The sequence below is a fragment of the Streptomyces sp. NPDC087270 genome (genome assembly GCF_044744625.1).
Taxonomy (GTDB): Bacteria; Actinomycetota; Actinomycetes; order Streptomycetales; family Streptomycetaceae; genus Actinacidiphila.
Genome location: NZ_JBIUYR010000033.1, coordinates 16,850 through 36,055 on the forward strand (window position 1 = coordinate 16,850; position 19,206 = coordinate 36,055).

The 19,206-nt window shown below is 75.0% G+C and carries 15 protein-coding genes; 3 read left to right on the plus strand and 12 right to left on the minus strand.

Annotation, left to right across the window (positions count from 1 at the left end):
* Positions 1–51 precede the first annotated feature (51 nt).
* Entirely contained in the window at positions 52–366 is a 315-nt protein-coding gene (locus tag ACIPAE_RS38730; protein WP_328460832.1) for a trypco2 family protein, read from the plus strand.
* Between the two features lie 39 nt (positions 367–405).
* Positions 406–3,756 (plus strand): tetratricopeptide repeat protein, encoded by a 3,351-nt coding sequence (locus tag ACIPAE_RS38735; protein ID WP_402452022.1) that lies wholly within the window; start codon positions 406–408, stop codon positions 3,754–3,756.
* 91 nt (positions 3,757–3,847) lie between these two features.
* On the opposite strand, the gene ACIPAE_RS38740 is transcribed toward ACIPAE_RS38735, so the two are convergent.
* From ACIPAE_RS38740 to ACIPAE_RS38795, 12 genes are all read right to left on the minus strand, one after another.
* Positions 3,848–4,690 carry an aldolase/citrate lyase family protein gene (locus tag ACIPAE_RS38740; protein ID WP_366413289.1) on the minus strand — a complete coding sequence of 281 codons (843 nt, stop codon included), beginning with the start codon at positions 4,688–4,690 and terminating at the stop codon, positions 3,848–3,850.
* 167 nt (positions 4,691–4,857) lie between these two features.
* Positions 4,858–6,024, minus strand: a complete 1,167-nt coding sequence (locus ACIPAE_RS38745; RefSeq protein WP_329374496.1) for a CoA transferase — start codon at positions 6,022–6,024, stop codon at positions 4,858–4,860.
* A gap of 182 nt (positions 6,025–6,206) precedes the next feature.
* Positions 6,207–6,344 carry a hypothetical protein gene (locus ACIPAE_RS38750; protein WP_402452025.1) on the minus strand — a complete coding sequence of 46 codons (138 nt, stop codon included), beginning with the start codon at positions 6,342–6,344 and terminating at the stop codon, positions 6,207–6,209.
* A 10-nt stretch (positions 6,345–6,354) separates the two neighbouring features.
* Positions 6,355–7,362, minus strand: a complete 1,008-nt coding sequence (locus ACIPAE_RS38755; protein ID WP_402452028.1) for a ribokinase — start codon at positions 7,360–7,362, stop codon at positions 6,355–6,357.
* Positions 7,359–8,921, minus strand: coding sequence for an ADP-ribosylglycohydrolase family protein (locus tag ACIPAE_RS38760; RefSeq protein WP_402452031.1), 1,563 nt, complete (start codon positions 8,919–8,921; stop codon positions 7,359–7,361). Before ACIPAE_RS38760 ends, ACIPAE_RS38755 begins: the two co-directional genes overlap by 4 nt.
* Positions 8,918–10,063, minus strand: coding sequence for an ADP-ribosylglycohydrolase family protein (locus ACIPAE_RS38765; RefSeq protein ID WP_402452033.1), 1,146 nt, complete (start codon positions 10,061–10,063; stop codon positions 8,918–8,920). The genes ACIPAE_RS38760 and ACIPAE_RS38765 overlap by 4 nt, the downstream gene beginning before the upstream one ends.
* Positions 10,047–11,321: an ADP-ribosylglycohydrolase family protein gene (locus ACIPAE_RS38770; RefSeq protein ID WP_329374498.1), complete on the minus strand. Its 1,275-nt coding sequence runs from the start codon at positions 11,319–11,321 to the stop codon at positions 10,047–10,049. Before ACIPAE_RS38770 ends, ACIPAE_RS38765 begins: the two co-directional genes overlap by 17 nt.
* Positions 11,322–11,719: 398 nt before the next feature.
* Complete coding sequence (locus tag ACIPAE_RS38775; RefSeq protein ID WP_329372227.1) at positions 11,720–12,856, minus strand: ADP-ribosylglycohydrolase family protein; 1,137 nt, start codon at positions 12,854–12,856, stop codon at positions 11,720–11,722.
* Positions 12,857–13,158: 302 nt separating this feature from the next.
* Entirely contained in the window at positions 13,159–14,481 is a 1,323-nt protein-coding gene (locus tag ACIPAE_RS38780; RefSeq protein WP_402452035.1) for an ABC transporter substrate-binding protein, read from the minus strand.
* Positions 14,481–15,299 (minus strand): carbohydrate ABC transporter permease, encoded by an 819-nt coding sequence (locus tag ACIPAE_RS38785; protein ID WP_328473782.1) that lies wholly within the window; start codon positions 15,297–15,299, stop codon positions 14,481–14,483. Before ACIPAE_RS38785 ends, ACIPAE_RS38780 begins: the two co-directional genes overlap by 1 nt.
* Positions 15,300–15,400: 101 nt before the next feature.
* Positions 15,401–16,366, minus strand: coding sequence for a sugar ABC transporter permease (locus ACIPAE_RS38790; protein ID WP_328460818.1), 966 nt, complete (start codon positions 16,364–16,366; stop codon positions 15,401–15,403).
* Complete coding sequence (locus tag ACIPAE_RS38795) at positions 16,363–17,550, minus strand: LacI family DNA-binding transcriptional regulator (protein WP_402452037.1); 1,188 nt, start codon at positions 17,548–17,550, stop codon at positions 16,363–16,365. Before ACIPAE_RS38795 ends, ACIPAE_RS38790 begins: the two co-directional genes overlap by 4 nt.
* A 375-nt stretch (positions 17,551–17,925) precedes the next feature.
* Here ACIPAE_RS38795 and ACIPAE_RS38800 point away from each other — a divergent pair, with 375 nt between their 5' ends.
* Positions 17,926–19,116: a helix-turn-helix domain-containing protein gene (locus tag ACIPAE_RS38800; RefSeq protein ID WP_402452039.1), complete on the plus strand. Its 1,191-nt coding sequence runs from the start codon at positions 17,926–17,928 to the stop codon at positions 19,114–19,116.
* Positions 19,117–19,206: the final 90 nt, after the last annotated feature.

Sequence of the window (19,206 nt, forward strand, 5' to 3'; positions counted from 1 at the left end):
TATAGGATTGTCCCATCGAGCGTGCCGGTGACCGAGCGATCAGGGGGACCCGTGGGCAACAGCAGCGGGGACGACTGGCTCGACCTGGCCGACGCGATCACGCTGCTGCGCCGTCAAGTGGCCGAGGCGCAGCGGCGGGTGGCGACCGACGGGGACGACGGGGTCCACCTCTCCCTCGGGGAGATCACGCTGGAGCTCGGGATGGAGCTGACCGGCAGCCGGAAAGCGGATGCCGGACTGCGGTTCGCGGTGGTCAGCGTGGGCGGCGGCGCCGAGCGCACGCGCCAGGCCACCCACAAGGTCACGGTGCGGCTGGACGCACGTGGAGCCGATCATGCCCCGGTGAACGTCTCCGATGAGGAGTAGGGCGGCCCGGTAGCGGTCCGGGAGGCGGGAGGGGGCCGGATGGAGTTCGACCGGCGGGTGCAGATCCGGGTCCACCGGGAGACCGGCACGACGTTCGGGTCCGGCTACCTGGTCGCGCCGCGGCTGGCGCTGACGGCGGGTCATGTCGTCCAGGCGGCGATGGGGCCGGAGCCGGCCCGGGTGACCGTCTGCCGGCCGGATGCGGGGACGGAGCAGTTCCCGGCGGCGGTTCGGTGGTGGCGCGTCGACGACCGGGTCGACGCGGCGCTGGTGGAAGTCGACGGCCAGGTGGAAGTCGACGGGGCGGGCGGGGGAGATGGCCAGGCCGAAGTGACCGGGTTTGACGGGGGAGCCGGGCCGGGCGAAGGAGCCGGGCCGGGCGGGGGAGCCGGCCGGCGCTGGCAGCCGCCCGACTCGCTGGCCGACATACGCACCCGGCCGCCGCAACGGTGGGGCCGGATCATCGGCACCCGCCCCCACCCGGTCGCCGTCGCCGGCTTCCCCCGGATGGAGAAGGACCCCAGCAGCGGCGACCGCTTCGACGGCCGGATCAGCGGCGAGATCATGCCGGGGACCGGCTCGCTCGCCGGTCGCTACGAGGTCTTCAGCAAGGACGCGACCATCCCGGTACGGGACGGGACCGGCACCGGCTGGTCCGGGATGTCCGGTGCCGCGCTGCTGACCGAGAGCCGCCAGAGCGGGCTGCTGTGCGGGGTGGTCCGCGCGGACCGGCAGGCCGTGGGCGGTACCCGGCTGACCGCCACCCCGGCCTCGCTGCTGCTCGCGGACGACGGCTTCACCGCGTTGATCGCCGAACACGGCGGCTGGCAGCCGCTGTTGGAAGCCGCCGAACCGGTGGACCTGCTCGATCCGGCCGCCCCCGAGCGGGACCTGCGCTCGCCGGCGATGCTGCTGCGCGCCGACGCCGAGGCGGTGGCCTTCCGCGGGCGGGCGGACGAGCTGCGGGCACTGCGGGACTGGTGCCAGGTCGGTGCCGAGGGCTTCTCGGTACGGGTGGTCACCGGGCCCGGCGGGCAGGGCAAGTCCCGCCTCGCCCGCCAACTGGCCGACGACCTGCGGGCGGAGGGGTGGGTCACCGGGCACATCCGGGCGGAACTGCGGGACAGCGACCTCGCCCTGCCCGAACTCAGGTCCCTGGAGACCGCGCTCGACTTCCTGCTGGTCATCGACTACGCGGACGCCCGGCCGAGCCTGGTGCGCCGCGTCATCGACCAGCTGCGCGGCTGCCGGCACCGTACGCGGCTGCTGCTCCTCGCCCGTACCGGCGGCGCCTGGCAGAGCGACGGGCTGACCGCGTCGTACGCGGACGAGATCCTGGCCAGGGCCCCGACCATCGAACTGGCCGCGCTGGTCGGTGCGGGCGGCCCGCCCGACGCCATGACCGCGCTGTTCCGCGGCGCGGTCGGCGACCTCGCCGATCTGCTGGAGGCGTTACCCGGCCTGCCGGGCCGCCCGCCCGCCGGATGGACTGCCCTGGCGCCGGCCCTGGGCGTGCCGAGCCGACTGGGCGTGGACGGCGACGAGTCGGTGCTGACCGTACAGATGGCCGCGCTCACCGCCCTGTTGCAGCACGGCTCGGCGCCGGTCTCGGCCGCGCCCGAGGAGCCCGCCGAGGCCACCTTGCTGCGGCACGAGCAGCGGTACTGGGTGCGGGCCGCCGAACGGCTCGGGCCGCTCGATCCGACCGTCCTCCAGCAGGCCGTGGCCGTCGCCGCGCTGTGCGGGGCGAGAGACGAGCCCGAGGCGGTCGCCGCCGTCGGGGCGCTCCCCGGCATCCCGCCCGCGCGGGCACCGGTCATGGCGGCCTGGTTGCGTACCCTCTACCCGGCGGGACCTGACCGGTTCTGGGGCCCGCTGCAACCCGACCGGGTCGGCGAGTACCACGCCTCCCGCGCCCTGCTCGACCTCGATCCGCCGCTCCCGCTGGCCGACCTGCTGGCGCGCTCCTCCGCCGACCAGCAGGTGCGGCTGGTGACGGTGCTGGCGCGGGCCGCCGCCGCGCACCACGGGACGGGCCGCACCGCCAGGACCGCCGGCGTGCAACAGGCGCTGCTGGACGCGATGCCGGCCGGCGGCCTCAGCGTCGAGGTGCTGAACCGGCTCCGGATCGTCCTGATCCACGCCCACGACGGTCTGGACCGGCTCGCCCTGAAGCTCGCCGAGGACTCCGTGACCGCCGCCCGGCGGCAGGCGGCGGACGGTTCGGCGACCGCACTGAACGACCTCGGCATCGCCCTTGACCTGCTCAGCAGCACGTTCAGCGGCGCGGGCCGCGCGGAGGAGGCGCTGGCCGCGGCTGCGGAGCAGCTGCGGGTCATCGAACGCCTGGACCGGAACCACCCCGGCCGCGACCGCGCGTACGCCCTCGCGGTGAGCACGCTGAGCTCCTGCCTGTCCGCCGCCGGGCGCGACCAGGAGGCGCTGCTCGCCCTCGGAGAGTCGGTGGAGCTGCTGGAGCGGCTGGGCGAGACCGACCGGCACACCAGGACGAGACTCGCCTGGAACCTGAACAACCTGGCCGACGGGCTCTGGGACCTGGGCCGTCTCGACGAGGCCCGGCGCGCGCTGCGCCGGGCGGTGGAACTCTCCGAGCAGCTCGCCGCCACCGACTCCTCCCACGAGATCCTGCTCCCCGTCTGGCGTTCCAACCTCGCGGCGCTGCTCGTCGGCATGCGGCGGCACCAGGAGGGCCTCCGCTACGCCGAGGACGCGGTGCAGGGGCTTCGGCTACTGGCCCGCCGCGACCCGCGCAACTTCGAGGGCCGGCTCATCTCCTCGCTGGTGAACCTCGGCAACATCCTCCACCAGCTGGGACGTTCAGCCGAGGCGTGCGACGCCCTGCGGCAGGCGGTCGGCATCGGGGAGCACCGGCGGCGGATCGGGCTCGCCGGCGCCGAGGCGGAGCTCAGCCTGGTCAAGCACACCCTCCAACTCGGCCTCTGGCAGGCCCTGTCCGGCTCCCTGGAGACGCTCCCGGACGCGCTCTGCCGCGCGTTGGACCTCTGGTACGGGCTCGACCGGGAACTGCCGAAGTACCAGCCGCTCATCGCCTCGTTCCTGACCGACTCGGTGGCCCTGCTGAGCGAGGACGGCCGCTGGCAGGAGGCCCTGGAACCGTCGATGGCGGCGGTGGAGATCTGGGGCGGGCTGGTCCGCGCGTACCCCGCTGACCACCTCCGCGACTTCGTCGAGGCGTACACCGCGATGCAGGAGGTGGCGCGCCGGGTCGGATCGCAGCAGATTCCCCGGAACGCCGCCGTGGCGATGCTCAGCCGACATCTGGAAGAGCAACTTCCTTACGTCTTCGAGGTGTTGGACGAGGCCGAGGAAGCCGCGAAGGCCGCCGAAGCCGCGGCACACCGCGAGTAGCGGCGAGCACGACCCCGAATCCGTCGGCGGCCGCGAACCGGCGTGGTGGTCTCGACGCGGACTCCGGTCCCCCGTTCATCGTCAGCAGACCCTACAAGTACGCCTCCGCGCGGGCGGCAAGCGTCAGGACACGTCGGGCGCCGGCCACCACCGCGGGGTCCACGAAGCGGCCGTCGGGCAGGGCCAGGGCACCGGGCGAGGCGGCGGCCGCGGCCACGGTCTCGCGGGCGGCGTCCAGTTCGCCCGCGGTGGGGAGGTAGGCGCGGGCGATGACGGGGAGTTGGCGGGGGTGGATGGCGGCGCGGCCGAGGAACCCGAGGGCGCGGCCGCGACGGCAGGAGGCGTCGAGGCCGTCGAGGTCGCGCACGTCGGGGTAGACAGACTGCGCGGGCGGGGCGAGTCCGGCCGCGCGGGCCGCCACGACGGTCCGCACCCGGGGCCAGGTGAGCGCGTCCTCCTCGGTCACGCCGAGGTCGGCGCGCAGGTCCGCCTCGCCGAGCGCGAGTCCGCGCACCGCGGGATCGGCGGTGGCGATGGCGAAGGCGTTCTCCAGGCCGAGCGCCGATTCGAGCAGCGGGTAGAGCCCGGGCACGGCCGCGCCGGGCCCGGCCAGCTCGCGGTGCAGCCGCAGCACGGACGCGACATCGCCCGGCCCGGCGACCTTCGGCAGCCGCAGCCCGCCCAGGCCCGGCAGCCCGGCCAGCGCCGCGAGGTCCGCCGCGAACAGCGGGCCGTCGAGGGCGTTGAGCCGTACGTGCACCCGGGCGGGCCCCGGCACCGGCTCGGCGAGCAACTCGGCGGTGGCGGCCCGCGCGTACTCCTTGCGGGCGGGCGCGACCGCGTCCTCCAGGTCGACCAGGACGACGTCCGCGCCGGAACGCAGCGCCTTCGCGACCACGTCGGGACGGTCGCCCGGGGCGTAGAGCCAGGTCAGGACGGCGTCGTCCGCACCGGCGCGGTCGTCGGCGGCGGCCCCCGCGGAGGTGCCGGGCCCGGCGGAGGCGGCGGGACCGGCGGGGGTGCCGGGTCCGGTGGAGGCGGCGGGACCGGCGGGGGTGCCGGGTCCGGTGGGGGTGCCCGTCGTGTCGTGGGTTCCGGTGCTCACAGCGCGCCCTCCGCCCTCAGCGCGGCGATCTCCGGTCCGTCCAGGCCGAGTTCGGTGAGGACGGCGTCGGTGTCCGCGCCGTGCGGGCGGCCGGTCCAGCGGATCGCGCCGGGCGTGCCCGACAGCCGGAACAGGACGTTCTGCATCCGCATCGGCCCCAGCTCCGCGTCGTCCACGGACGCCACGGTGCCCAGCGCGCCGTACTGCGGATCGGTCATCACGTCCCGCACGTCGTAGATCGGCGCGACCGCGGCCTGCGCCTCCTCGAAGGCCGCGACCACCTCGTCCCGGTCGTGCCCGGCTATCCAGCCGCCGACCGCGGTGTCGATCTCGTCGGCGTGCGCGGCCCGCCCGGTGCCGGTGGCGAACCACGGCTCCTCGACCAGCTCCGGCCGCCCGACCAGCCGCATCACCCGCTCGGCGATCGACTGCGCGGAGGAGGACACCGCCAGCCACGCCCCGTCGGCGGTCCGATAGGTGTTGCGCGGCGCGTTGTTGGTGGAGCGGTTGCCCATCCGGGGCTGCACGTAACCGAGTTGGTCGTACCAGATGAGCTGCGGGCCCAGCACCGCGAGCATCGGCTCGATGATGGCCATGTCGACCACCTGCCCCGTGCCCGTACGGTCCCGGCCGGCCAGCGCGGCCATCACCGCGAAGGAGGTGGCGAGGGCGGCCACGGAGTCGGCGAGGCCGAACGGCGGGAGCGTGGGCGGGCCGTCGGGCTCGCCGGTGGCCGACGCGAACCCGCTCATCGCCTCGGCGAGCGTGCCGAAGCCGGGCCGCGCGGAGTACGGGCCGAACTGCCCGAACGCCGTCACCCGCGCCAGCACCAGCCGCGGGTTCGCCGCCGACAGCTCCTCCCAGCCCAGGCCCCAGCGCTCCAGCGTGCCCGGCCGGAAGTTCTCGATTATGACGTCGGCGGACGCGGCGAGCTTGAGCAGCACGTCCCGGCCGCCGGGCGTCGACAGGTCGAGGGTGATGTTCCGCTTGTTGCGGCCGAGGTGCTTCCACCACAGGCCCACGCCGTCCTTGCTCGGGCCGTGGCCGCGGGAGGGGTCCGGCTTGCGCGGGTGCTCGACCTTGACGACGTCGGCGCCGAAGTCGCCGAGGAGGGTCGCGGCGCTCGGCCCGGCGAAGAGCGTGGCCAGGTCCAGCACCCGCATGCCCTCCAACGGGCCGCCGGCGGGCGGCGTGTGGGGAGCCTCGGGCGACGGCTCGGTGCGCGGCGGCGGTACGGCGGTGCCGTTGCCCGAGCCCGCGGCCGTCACCGCGTCGGCGGAAGCGGGGAGTCGGCCGTCGGGGCGGGTACTGCGGGTACTGCGGGTACTGGGGTGGTGCATGGGAGCTACCTCGGCTTCTTCCACGTGCTTCGGCGTCCGGCGGATTCGCCGGGGTGCCGGTCCTCGCGCGTCAGGTCGTCGTCGGTCGTCGTGTCGTCCAGATCAGCGGGGGTGTTCGTCGGCAGTCGTCGTCGGTCGGTCATCTGCGGCCGCTCATCCGTGACTCGGGCGGTCGGTCCGGCGCGATACGGGCGTACCGCCGGCCGCCCGCGCGTCGATCTCCGCGCGCTCCGGCATCGAGGACGACGCGCCCTCGCGTTCCACCGACAGCGCGGAGGCGGCCGTCGCCCACTCCAGCGCCGCCGGCACCGGCCGGCCCTCGCCGAGCGCGACCGCGAGGGCGCCCACGAAGGTGTCGCCGGCCGCGGTGGTGTCCACCGCCTTCGCGGGCAGGGGCGGTACGACCAGCGGCTCGTGGCCGCGGGCGGCGTACAGGCAGCCCGCCGCGCCGAGGGTCACCACCACCTCGGGCACCGCGTCGAGCAGCGCGCGGGCGGCGGCGCGCGGGTCGGAGTGGCCGCTGAGCGCGGCGGCCTCGTGTTCGTTGGGCACCAACAGGTCGGTCACCGCGAGGAGTTCGCCGGGCAGCGGCTGGGCCGGCGCCGGCGTGAGGACGGTCCGGACGCCGTGCCGGTGCGCGGCCCGCGCACCCGCCAGCACGCCGTCCAGCGGCAGTTCGAGCTGGAGCAGCAGCGCACCGGCCGCCGCGATGACATCCTCGTCGCCGTCGGCGAGGGAGGTCACCGTGCCGTTCGCACCCGGCACCACCACGATCGCGTTGTGGCCCTCGCCGTCGACCACGATGTGCGCGATGCCGCTCGGGCCCGGCACCGTCCGCAGCGGGCCGGTGCCGACCCCGGCGCCGTCGAGGGCGGCGCGCAGCCGCGGCCCGAAGTCGTCGTCGCCGACCGCGCCGACGAACGTCACCTCGCCACCGGCCCGCGCGGCCGCGATCGCCTGGTTGGCGCCCTTGCCCCCGGCCACGGTGCGGAACGCCTCGCCGGTGACGGTCTCGCCGCGCGCCGGCGCCACCCGGGTGTACGCCGCCAGGTCCATGTTGGCGCTGCCCAGCACCACGATGCGGGCCCGCCCGGACGGCGGGGCGCCGCGGCGCCCCGGGGGAGCGGAGGGTGCCGGGGGAACGGTCGGATCGGTGCTCATCGGGTGCCTTCCTCGGGGGTGCCCTGTGCGGGCGCGCGGCGCGCGGGCGCTTCGTGCTCCCGCGGGTTCGAGCCGGACGGCAGCACGGCCAGCGCGGCGGTACGACGGGCGAGGGCGTCGAAGCCGATGCCGTCGAACCCGCCGACCGTGCTGGCCAGCCGGTTCTTCAGCGGGCCGGTCCACTCGCCGGGCAGCGCGGCCGCCGAACCGGCCAGCAGCCCGGTGACGGACCCGGCCGTCGCACCGTTCGAGTCGGTGTCCCAACCGCCCGACACCACACGGCAGATGGACCCGGCGAAGTCCCCGTCGGCGTGCGTGAGGGCCGCCGCGAGCAGCGCCGCGTTGGGCAGGACATGCACCCAGTGGTGGTCGTGGAACCGCCGGTGCAGCTCGTCCACGACGACGGCGAAGCCCTCCGCGCTGCCCGACGGTTCGGCGCCGGCGAGGTCGATGCCGAGCCGGACCGCGCCGGCCAGCCGCGACCCGCGCGGCACCACCTGGAGCCCGGCCGCCAGGCACGCGTGCACGTCGGCGCCGCCACCGGCCGCCCGCGCCACCACCGCGGCGGCGAACATCGCCCCGTACACGCCGTTCGCGGTGTGGCTGAGCACGGCGTCGCGCCACGCCTCGTCCGCAGCCGCGGCCGGGTCGCCCGGGCGGGTCCAGCCGAAGACGTCCGCGCGGATCAGGGCGCCGATCCACTCCCGGAACGGGTTGCGCCAGGTGGCGGTCTCCGGCGGCTCCAGCCCGGCCAGCAGGTTCCGGTACGCGACCCGCTCGGCGGTGAAGGTACGGCCCGCGGGCAGCTCGTCCAGCCACAGCTGCGCCACGTCCCGGGTGCGGAAGCCGTGACCGCGGGCCTCCAGCAACATCAGTGCCAGCAGCGGGTAGTTGAGGTCGTCGTCCTCGGGCATCCCGTCGATGTTCTCGGCGAGCGAGGTGGGGCGGCTGCGGCGGTTCCACGGGAAGCGGGCGGCGACCCGCGGGTCCAGGCCCACCTCGGTGAAGTAGCCGCGCACCGGCCAGTTGCCGGTCGAGCGGGCGATCGCCCGGATGCCGTCGAGCGGCAGCTTCTCCACGGGCTTGCCGAGCACGCACCCCGCGGCCCGGCCCAGCCAGCCCGCCTCCAGCCGCTCGGCCAGCTCCTGCGGGCGCTCGACCCGCGCAAGGGCGGGCGGCGTGCCCGCGGCCGCGTGAATCCCGGCCAGATCCGTCGGCTCCTGCTCGGCCAACGGCGAGCGCTGCCCGGCCAGTTCGTCCAGCAGCTCGTGCGCGAGCGCCCGCACCTCCGGGCGCACCGGACCGGGCGACGCCCCGGCCCGCTCCGGCGCCAGGTGCCCGCCGGCGGCCAGCCAGCGCCCTCGCACCGCGGCCGTGTCCCGCCCGTCCTGCTCGGCCTGCCGCAGTTCGTGCCCCACCAGGTCCTCCGGCTGCACCCAGGTCAGCCGCAACGGCTCCCCGAGCGCCGGATCGGACCCGGCCCCGCGCCCGCCGTCACCGTCGGCCGTGCCCGGCCCGGTCGGCGACGGGGGCGGGTACTCCGCGGGGTGCGGGCTCATCGGACCTCCGCCAGCGCCGTGAACGCGGCTTCGTGGGCGCGGCGGCGGTCGGTGTCGCGGGCGAAGACCTCGCGGGCGACGGCGGACAGGTCGGCCGCGGGGGTGTGCAGGTCGAGCCGGCTGGCGCGGGCCACCTCGTCGCTCCACCCGGCGGGCACCGCACCGGTGCCGCCGAGCGCCCCGGCGATCGCGCCGCTCATCGTCGCGATGGAGTCGCAGTCACGGCCGTAGTTGACCGAGCCGAGCACGGCCGGTACGTACGCCCCGCCCGCGATCAGCAACATGCCGAGCGCGACCGGCAGCTCCTCGATCGCGTGCAGCCGGGAGGGGCGGCGGGCGCCGAGCGAGGGCTCGCGGTAGCGCGGGCCGACCGTGTCGAACGGCGCGACCGCCTCGCGCAGCGGCGCCAGCGCCTCCTCCCAGTCGTCGAAGCCGGTGGCGCGCTCGCACACCGCCTCTATCGCGGCGCGGGTGCCGTCCTTGGCGAGGGCGAGCGCCGTCTCGACCACGGAGGCGGCGGTGGCGTCCGGCGCGAACGCCGCGGCGACCGCGGCGGCGAACACCCCGGCGGCCTCACGCCCGTACGACGACTGGTGCGGTGCGGCCACCTCCAGCGCCTCGGCGTACGCGGCCGCGGGGTTGCCGGCGTTGACCGCGCCGACCGGCGCCATGTACATCGCGGCACCGCAGTTGACGATGTTGCCGACGCCCGCCTCGCGCGGGTCGACGTGGCCGTAGTGCAGCCGCGCCACGATCCACTTCTCGGCGAGGAAGATCCGCTGGAGTGGCAGCGCCTCCGCCTCCAGCTCGGGAATCCACCGGGGCGTGCCGATCAGGTCGGGCACGAGGTGGTCGGCCACGCTGTACGCGTCGAGGTGGTCGCGGACCTTGGCGTAGACCCGCACCAGGGCGTGCGTCATGAGGGTGTCGTCGGTGACGTGCCCGTCGCCCTTGTGGTACGGCGCGATCGGGCGCGCGGTGCGCCACTCCTCGTAGAACGGGCCGACGATGCCCCGTACCCGGCCGCCGTGCCGCTCGGTGATCTGCTCGGGCGTCCAGCCCTCGACCGGGCCGCCGAGGGCGTCGCCGACAGCGGCGCCGACGAGGCAGCCGGTGATGCGGTCCTCAAGCGTGAGTTTCATTGCTTCCGGGTCCTTCCGTGACAGGGGCATGGGGGTCGGTGGCGAGCGGCGCCACGGGGTGTGCGGGAGCGCCGGGCGAGGCGAACGGCTCGGCGGGCGGTGGCGAGGTGTCCGGTACGGCGTACGGGTCGGCCTCGGGCTCGACGCCGGCCAACCGCCCGGCCAGGTCCACCAGGTCGGTGCCCACCAGCCGGGGCAGCGCGCAGCCGGGCAGGGTCCGGCACGCCTCCCGCCAGGAGACCGGCAGCGCGGCGGCGCCGCCGAGCGCACCGGCCAGGGCGCCGGCCAGCGCGGGCGCGGAGTCCGCGACCCGCGACAGGCAGGCCGCGGCCGGCACCGCCTGGTCCACCGCGCCGTCGGCGGCCAGCACCAGGGCGAGCGCCACCGGCACGGTCTCCGCGGCGGCGATGCCGTAGCTGTAGACGTGGTCCACGATCTGGTGTTCCAGCAGCGGGACCAGGCCGAACGCCTGGCCGTGGCCGTCGGGTTCGGCGGCGCGCGCGGCCCGGGCGAGGGCGACCGCGTGCTCGGCGTTGCGGGAGATCTCCGAGCCGGCCGGCAGTTCGCGCAGCGCGGCCCGTACGCAGTCGTCGGCGGACGCGCCGGCCAGCGCGAGCGAGACCGCCGCGGCCATCGCCCGGGCGCCGTGCACCCCGTCGCCGTCCTGCGTGTAGTGGGCGTCGTACTCCGCCAGGTCGGCGGCGGCGGCCGGGTCGCCCGGGTGCACCACGGCCAGCACGCACGCGCGCCCGCAGGCCGCGTCGTCGAAGAAGTGCGGGTTGTCGTGGCCGGTGGCGGGCGGCCGCAGCCCCGTGGCGAGGTTGCCGAGCCCGGCCCGTACCGAGATCCGGGCGCGCAGCGGGATCACCGCGGACTCCACCTCCGAGGCGCGGGCCGCGGCCGAGGAGATCTCGGCGGCGAGCGACATCCAGGCGAGGTCCACCGCGGCCCGCACCCGGCGGTCGCGGCTGAGGTCGCTGAGCAGCGCGCCGCGCGCCGACAGCACCGACTCGGCGGTGAAGGCCGCCCACTCCGCGTCGTCCGACGGCCCCAGCCGCAGCGGCTCGGGCGGCTGGTTGAGCGCGATCGGCACCGGCAGGGTCGTGGTCGCGTTCTGCTCGGCGAACGTGTCCAGTTCGCGGGTCAGCCGCCGCGTCCACTCCGGCATCCGCGCGGCCCGATGGCGTGCGGCCGGCCATCCCGCGGCGTCGCCCGCGGCGAGCCCGAGCAGCAGCCCCTCCACCCGGTCCCGGGTCACCCGGTCACCCGGCGCCGCCGCACCGTGGGCGGTGTCCGAAGCGGGCGCGGGGATGCCGGACGTGCCGGTGCGGTTCACGGGGGTGTGCTCCGGGTGTGGGGAGTCGCCGCGTCCGGTGGCCGGACGGGGCGTCGTGGTGGCGGCACCGCCGGGGGTCCGGTGTGCCGTGCCGGCCGGAAGTGCCGAGGTGGCAGAACCGGGCCTGAGCGGGCGGGAGTTGCCGGTGCCGGCATCGGCCGCCGGGCGCGGGCGTGGTGCCGTTTCGCGGGGCGCGCCGGCATCCGGGTCCGAGCTGCCGTCGGGGCGGCCGGGCCCGCTGTCGGGGTGGCCGGGCTCGCCGTCGGCCGTCGCCTTCGCCGCGGAAGCGGGCCCGCGCGAGAAGCCGTGTGCGGTGGTGCTCATGACGCCACCCGTTCGGCCGGACCGGGCACGGGTTCCCCGGGGGCGAGCAGGTCGGCGATGTCGCGGACGTGGTAGCCCGCCATGGCCGGCAGGCAACTGCCGGTGACCGGCTTGATCGCCTCCGACCAGTGCGTGGGAATCGCGCCGAACCCGCCGAGGGTGCCGGCCAGCGCGCCGGCGACCGCCGCGGTGGTGTCGGCGTCGCGGCCCATGTTGACCGCGGTGAGCACCGAGCGGCTGAAGTCGCCCCCGGCCAGCGCGAACGCGCCGAACGCGAGGCCGACCGCCTCGGGCGCGAGGTCGGTCCAGGGGTACCCGCCGATGACGACGGCCGAGCGCAGCGCGCGCTCGCGGTCGAGCACGGTGAGCGTCGGGTCGAGCCGGACCCGGCGCGCCACGGTCACCGCGCGCCGCAGCGACCGCGCGGTCCAGGAGTCCTCGGGCACCACCGACAGGGCGGCGGTGATCACCGCGGAGCAGTCCCCGCCGGTCATCGCCGCGGCCACCCCGGCGGCGACCGCCTGGCCGCCGTAGATCCCCTCGCCCTCGTGGCTGACGGTCCCGTCGATCGCCACCAGCCGCGCCGCTTCGGCGGGCCGCCCCGCCGCGTAGACGCCGAACGGTGCCGCGCGCATCGCCAGGCCGTCGCTCCAGGCGTGCCGGTGCTGCGCGGTGATCGGCGAGGCCAGCCCGCGGCGCAGGTTCTCCAGGGTGCCGCGCTCGCTGAACCCGGCGCCGCGGAAGGCCCCTTCGTCGCGGTCGGCGATCCACACGTGCCAGGCCGCCTCCACGTCGCCGGTGGTGAGCGCGGCGCCGTACCGGGCCAGCAGCAGGCCGGACAGGATGGCGTACTCCGTGTCGTCGGTGCCCGCCGGGTCCTCGCTGACGAAGTCCTCGATACGGCCCCAGCGCTGACGGATCTGCGACGGCTTCATGTTCTCGGCCGGCGCCCCGAGGGCGTCACCGACGGCCAGCCCGGTGAGCGCGCCGCGCGCGTGGTCACGGGGGCTGCCGGGTACGGGGCGGGGGCGGCGGATGCCCCCCGGCGGCGGGGCCAGCGCCGTGCCGGACGTGCTGAGGGGTGGGGGACCTGATGCGTCAGAGGCGCTGGGTGAGGCGGGAGTTGTGCTCATGCCGTGCCGTTTCCTGGTGAGTACTGCTGTGTGGTGCGTGGCTGTGCCCTGCGGGTGCCCGGCGGCGGTGGCGGGCGGGCCGGACCCGCCGCCGGCTGGTGGCCGCGCGGTCGGTGGCCCTGCGGCCGGGGACGGCGGTGGTGCTCGGTGCGGGACACGGTGCGGGCTCCTTCCGGTGCGGGTGTCGGGGACGGATACGGATACGGATACGGGTGACGGTCGAGGTCAGGGGATCGGGTGGCCGATCGCTCGGCTCCCTCGGCGGCGCGGCGCGCCCTGGGGGAGGGGCGCGCCGCACCCCCTCAGTCCCGGTACCGCTCGAAGACGCGGTTGCCGTCGCGGACGAGCTTTCCGCGCAGCGAGTCCAGGCTGATCGCGCCGCTGTAGTACTGCTGGAGCGCCGGCGTGGCGATCTTGTCGGACCACTCGGGGTAGCCGCGCATGCCCAGCGCGGGGGACGCGCTCAGGTACTTCGCCATCGCCATCCCGGTGCTCCACCCGAGCTTCGTGGTGGTCAGCGACGGGTCGCGCAGCGCCGCGGCGCCGGTCGGCGGCATCCAGTCGCCCTGCGCGAGCTGCACCAGGTGCGGGGTCTGCGTCATGAAGTCGATGAACTCCACGGCCGCCTGCTGGTGCTTGCAGGACTTCGCCACCGACAGGGTCTGCGGGCTGACCCCCTGGGAGCGCCCGCCGTCGGGCGCCTTGCTGCCGACCGGCAGCGGCAGGACGACCCAGTCGAAGTGCTTGGGCGCCTGCTGCTCGATCTGCTGCCGGTAGGAGAAGTCCAGCGGCAGCATGGCGTACCGCCCGGCGAAGAACCCGGGCAGCACGTCGCCGCCGCCGAGCGCCAGCGCGCTGGAGGGCGCGGACCTGTCGGTCTTCACCTGCCGCCGGACCAGCTCGGCGAAGGCCGAGTCGGCGCTGCCGAACCGCACCTCGGTACGGCCGCTGCCCTCGTCCTTGTACAGGACCCGGCCGCCGTTGGTCAGCGCCAGGTTCAGCGTCACGCTCACCGGCGAACTCATCGGCCAGGCCGTGCCGTACCGCTCGGCGCCGCCGCCGTGGTGGGACAGCTCCCGGCAGATGTCCTCGAACTCCTGCCAGGTCCACGGGTGCGCGACGTCCGGCAGCCGGACGCCCGCCTTCACCAGCAGGGTGCGGTTGGCGATGAGCACCCGCGGCTCCTGGAGGAACGGCACCCCGTACACCGCGCCGTTGAACCGCGCGGTGTCCCAGGTGCTCTGCGGGATACGGCTCTTCAGGCCCGCGGGCAGCAGGCCGGTCAGGTCCGCGAGGTAGCCGCCGGAGCCGAAGTCGGTCAGGTCGATGCCCTCGTCATGGATGATGTCCGGCGCGGCGCCGCCCTCGAAGGAGGTCAGCAACTGGTCGTGGACGTCGTCCCAGCTGCCCTGCACGTAGCGGACCTGCACCTCGGGGTGCTGCTTGTTCCACTGCGCGACCAGCGCCTTGTTCGCCTTGACCGACTCCGTCTGCCAGGCGAGCGACAGGAAGTCCAGCCGCGGCACGCCCGAGCCGCTGGAGGAGCCGCAGGCCGACAGCAGCGACCCGGAGCCGGCCACCGCGGCGGTCGCGGCGGTGCCGGTCAGGAAGGTACGGCGGCGCATCAGCCCTTCACCGCCCCGGTCATCATGCCGCCGACCAGCCGCTTCTGCAGCAGCGCGAAGAACAGCAGGCTGGGCAGGGTGGCGAGCACCGACGCGGCGGCGAGCGGGCCGAGGTCCGCGGCGCCCTCGGCGCCCAGGAAGTGGGTCAGGATCACGGACATCGTCTGCTTCTCCGGGGACTTGAGCAGGACCAGGCCAAAGAAGAACTCGTTCCACGCGGTGACGAAGGAGAACATCAGCGTGGCCACCAGGCCCGGCATCAGCAGCGGCAGCACCACGCTGCGCAGCGCGCGGGCCCGGCTGCACCCGTCGATCGCGGCGGCCTCCTCCAGCGAGACCGGCACCGCCTTGACGTAGCCCTGGAGCATCCACAGCGCGAACGGCAGCGTCCACACCACGTAGACCAGGCCCAGGCCGAGCCGGGAGTCGACCAGGTGCATGTTCTTCAGCACCATGAACAGCGGGATGATGATCAGCACCAGCGGGAACATCTGGCTGACCAGAATCCAGGCGGTGCCGGCCCGGCTGACCATCGAGCGGAACCGCACCATCACGTAGGCCGCGGGCACCGCGATGGCCACCGACACGACCGCGGAGATGCCGGCCACCATCAGGCTGTTCAGCGCGGAGTGCAGCAGCGGCTGCTCGTCGAAGGCGGACCGGAAGTTGTCCAGCGTGGGGTGCTTCGGCAGCCAGGTCGGGTGGATCGAGCCCAGTTCCTGCGGCGACTTGAAGGCGGTCGAGACCAGCCACAGCAGCGGGAAGGCGAGGAACACCACGTAGCAGAGCAGCGCGACGTACTGCCCGGCGCGGCCCATCCGGCGGCGGGCCTTGCGCCGCCCGGCGCCCGTGGAGGCGCTGGGCGCGGGGGTGGCGGGGGGAGCGGGTACGGCGGCCGCGCCGGCCGCGTCGGTCGCGCTCATGACTCGTCCTCCTTCAGGCGGTTGCGCAGGAACACGGCCAGCAGCACGGCGATCACCGCGACCATCACCAGGCCCATGGCGGCCGCGTAGCCGAACTGGCCGTAGCGGAACGCCTCGTCGTAGGCGAAGAGCATCGGCAGCTCGGTCTTGCCGCCGGGTCCGCCGCTGGTCAGCACGTAGACCAGGCCGAAGGAGTTGAAGTTCCAGATGAAGTTCAGCGCGGTGATGGAGAGCACCACCGGCTTGAGGGTGGGCCAGGTCACCGTGGTGAACCGGCGCCACATCCCGGCACCGTCCAGGCTCGCGGCCTCGTGCAGCTCCAGCGGGACGTTCTGCAGGCCGGCCAGCAGCACCACGGTGGTCTGCGGCATGCCCGCCCACACGCCCACCACGATCACCGCGGGCAGCGCCAGCGACAGGCTGGACAGCCAGTCCGTGGTGCCGTCGGTCAGATGCAGGTGGTGCAGGGTGTTGTTGAGGATGCCCGCGTCCGGGTTGTAGACCAGCCGCCACATGATGCCGACGACGACCTCGGGCATCGCCCACGGCACCAGCGCCAGGGTGCGGGCCAGCCAGCGCAGCCGCAGGTTCTGGTTGAGCAGCAGCGCCAGGCCCAGCGACATCAGGAACTGCAGCACGGTGACGCACACCGCCCACAGCAGGCCGATCCGGAACGACTGCCAGAAGAGCGAGTCGAGCCGCAGGTCCTTGAAGTTGGCGATGCCGGTGAAGGAGGTGGAGTTGGTGACGCCGGACTGGGCGTCGGTGAAGGCGAGCGAGATCCCGTAGAGCAGCGGGCCCACGCTCAGCACCAGCACCGGGATCAGCGCCGGCAGCAGCAGGAACCAGGCGTCCTTGTCCAGGCCGAGCACCCGGCGGCGCGCGGCGGTGGAGCGCGGCGGGGGAGTGCCGGCGCCCTGTCCGGTACGGCGCCGCGGCCGCAGGACCGCTCCGGCGCTCACGACGCGCTCGCCGGGGTGTTGCCGGACGCGATGCCCGTGCTCGGGTTCGGGTTCGTGACCGCGCCCGGGTGCGCGGCCGGGTGCGCGGCCGGGCTCGTGCCCGGGTCCCGGTCCTGGTCACGGTCCACGCCGACGTCGGAATCGGGGCCGGAACCGTCGTCGCGCCCGGGCCGGACGTGCGCGGTGGAGCCGCGTACGACCAGCCGGGGCGCGACGGTCTCGCACCGCACCTCGTGATCCCCGCCGTCCAGCCGGGCCAGCAGCATCTCGGCGGCTATCCGGCCACGTTCGGCCGAGCCGAGGTCCACGCTGGTCAGCGCGGGGTGGCCGGCGCGGGCCAGTTCGCTGTTGTCCATGCCGGCCACGGCCAGCTGCTCGGGTATCCGCAGGCCCCGGTCGTGGGCGGCGTGCACCGCGCCCAGCGCGAGCTGGTCGTTGGCGCAGAAGACGCTGTCGATACCGGGGTCGGCGTCCAGCAGCCGGTGCATCGCCGCCGCGCCGGCCGCGATACCGAACTCGGTGGTGACGGTGAGCGCCGGGTCGTGGTCCAGCCCGGCCTCCTCCAGCGCGGTGCGGTAGCCGAGGCTGCGGTTACGACCCGGGACGGTGTCCGCGGGGCCGTTGATGAACGCGATCCGCCGCCGCCCGCTCGCCAGCAGGTGGCGCATCGCGAGCACGGCCCCGGAGACCGAGTCGGCCCGCACGCTGTCCACCGGCGCCTGGTCGGGCAGCGACCCGATCACGACCACCGGCCGCGCCGCCCCGGACAGCACCTTCAGGTGCTCGTCGGTGACCCGGATCGGGACCAGGATCAGGCCGTCGCTGGTCCGGTCGGCCAGGCTGCGCACCACGTCCAGCTCGTCCTCGGCCACGGCGTCGGTGGAGTGCAGCAGCAGCCGGTAGCCCAGCGGCTTCGCGGTCGCCTGTATCTGGCGGACCATCGAGACGTAGACCGGGTTGCCGACGTCGGGCATCGCGAAGGTGAGCTGCCGGGTGCGGCCGCCCTTCAGCGACCTGGCCACGCCGTTGGGCACGTAGCCCAGTTCCGCGGCGGCCTGTTCGACCCGCCGGACCGTGTTGGGGCGGGCGCCGTGCCCGTTCAGCACCCTCGACACCGACGCGATCGAGACACCCGCCTTCGCGGCGATGGTCTCGACGGTCGGCGGTCCGGCCGAAGTCGTCATGATCGTCCTTTCGCTGAAGCTGAAGCTCTGAGGCTGGGTCCGGAGCCGGGTCCGGCCGAGTCCGGGAGATGCATCCGAAGCTGAACCGCAACCGAACTGTAAACGTTTACAGTTCGCACCTGGCAAGCTGCTTCCGAGGAAGTGGTTTCCGCCATGTTGCGCGGGTGTTTCGCTGATCGTCAATGAGCTGTGGCCTGAATCACACGCATGAGGGAGGCGCCGTCACACACCCGACTGACCGTCACCTACGTCCGTACCCGCGCCCGCGCCCGCGCCCGCATCCGCTGCCGGCCGGAGAAAGGCGTCCCCGCGCGAGGCGGGACCCGCTGTACCGTTTCGGGTGTCGAGGTCGAAACGAGTAGGTCCGGGGTCGGAATGCCTCAACCCATCGGCAGCAGCGGCCCCATCGGCGAGCGGCTGCGCGAGATCCGCAAGCGGCGAGGGCTGACCCAGCACCAGCTTGCGTCCGCATCCGGCGTGTCCCTGTCGCTGGTCAGGAAGCTGGAGCAGGGCGAGCGGGACGATACGCGGGTGGAGACGGCCCGCGCGCTCGCCGTGGCCCTGCGGGTGCCCACCAGCCGGCTGCTGGGAGGCGTGCGCGAGACGCAGGGCGCCTCTCCGCGCGTTGTGGACCTGTGGACGCCCGTCCGCGCCGCGCTGGCCGCTCCACCGCCCGGGCCCGCCGACGACGCCCCGACGGTCGCCGGAGTCCGCGCGGCCGTCGCCGCCGCCATGCCCCTTGCGGCCGGTGACCGTCTTGACGAGTTGGCCGAGGTGCTGCCCGTGCTGCTGCGCGACTCCGCGGCCGTGGCCGACGCCCCGGCGGGGCGCGCGGTGAACGCCGGGCTGATGCGGCTGGTCGGCTGGATGCTCACCCAGACCAGGCAGTTCGATGCCGCCGAGGACGCACTCGGCCGTGCCCTGGACGGTGCTCCCGACGATCTCGACGCGGCGGCCGCGATCAGCACGCGGTGTTGGCTGCTGCTGCGTCGCGGCCGGATCGCCGAGGCCGGGCGGCTCGCCGAGGAGTGGGCCGAGCGGATCGAGCCCCGTATGTCCCGGGCCACGCCCGCGGAGCTGGGCGCGTGGGGATGGCTGCTGCTGCGCGCCGCCGCGGCGGCGGACCGGGACGCCCGGCCGGACGACACCGAGCGACTGCTGCTCCTTGCCGGTTCGGCCGCCGCGGCGCTGGGCCCGCGGCAGGTGCCGGGGGGCTTCCTGCGGGCGTTCGACGCGCGGACGGTCCAGCTCAAGGACGCCGAGCACGCCATGGTCTCGGATCGACCCGACCGAGTGCTGCGACTTTCCGCCGAGATCTCCTGGGAGGGTATGCGCCCGACCTCGAACAACCTCAACCGGAACCGGCTGGACCAGGCGTCCGCGCGGGTGCGGCTGCGGCAGTACGCAGAGGCGGTGGACACCCTGGAGACCATCTGGCAGGCCGCACCGCAGTGGCTCCCGCACCAGCGGTATGCCCGCGACATCCTCGGTCAGGTCATCGCCCGGCGGCGGACCCTGACACCACGCATGCGTGTCCTTGCGGACGCGGTCGGTGTGCCGCTGTAGAGGTGGCACTTCGAGCTGACGGACCGTCAAAGTGCCATGGCCGCAGCACGCCAGCGCTTCCTACGGTCAGTGAGTATCCGATCGCCGAAC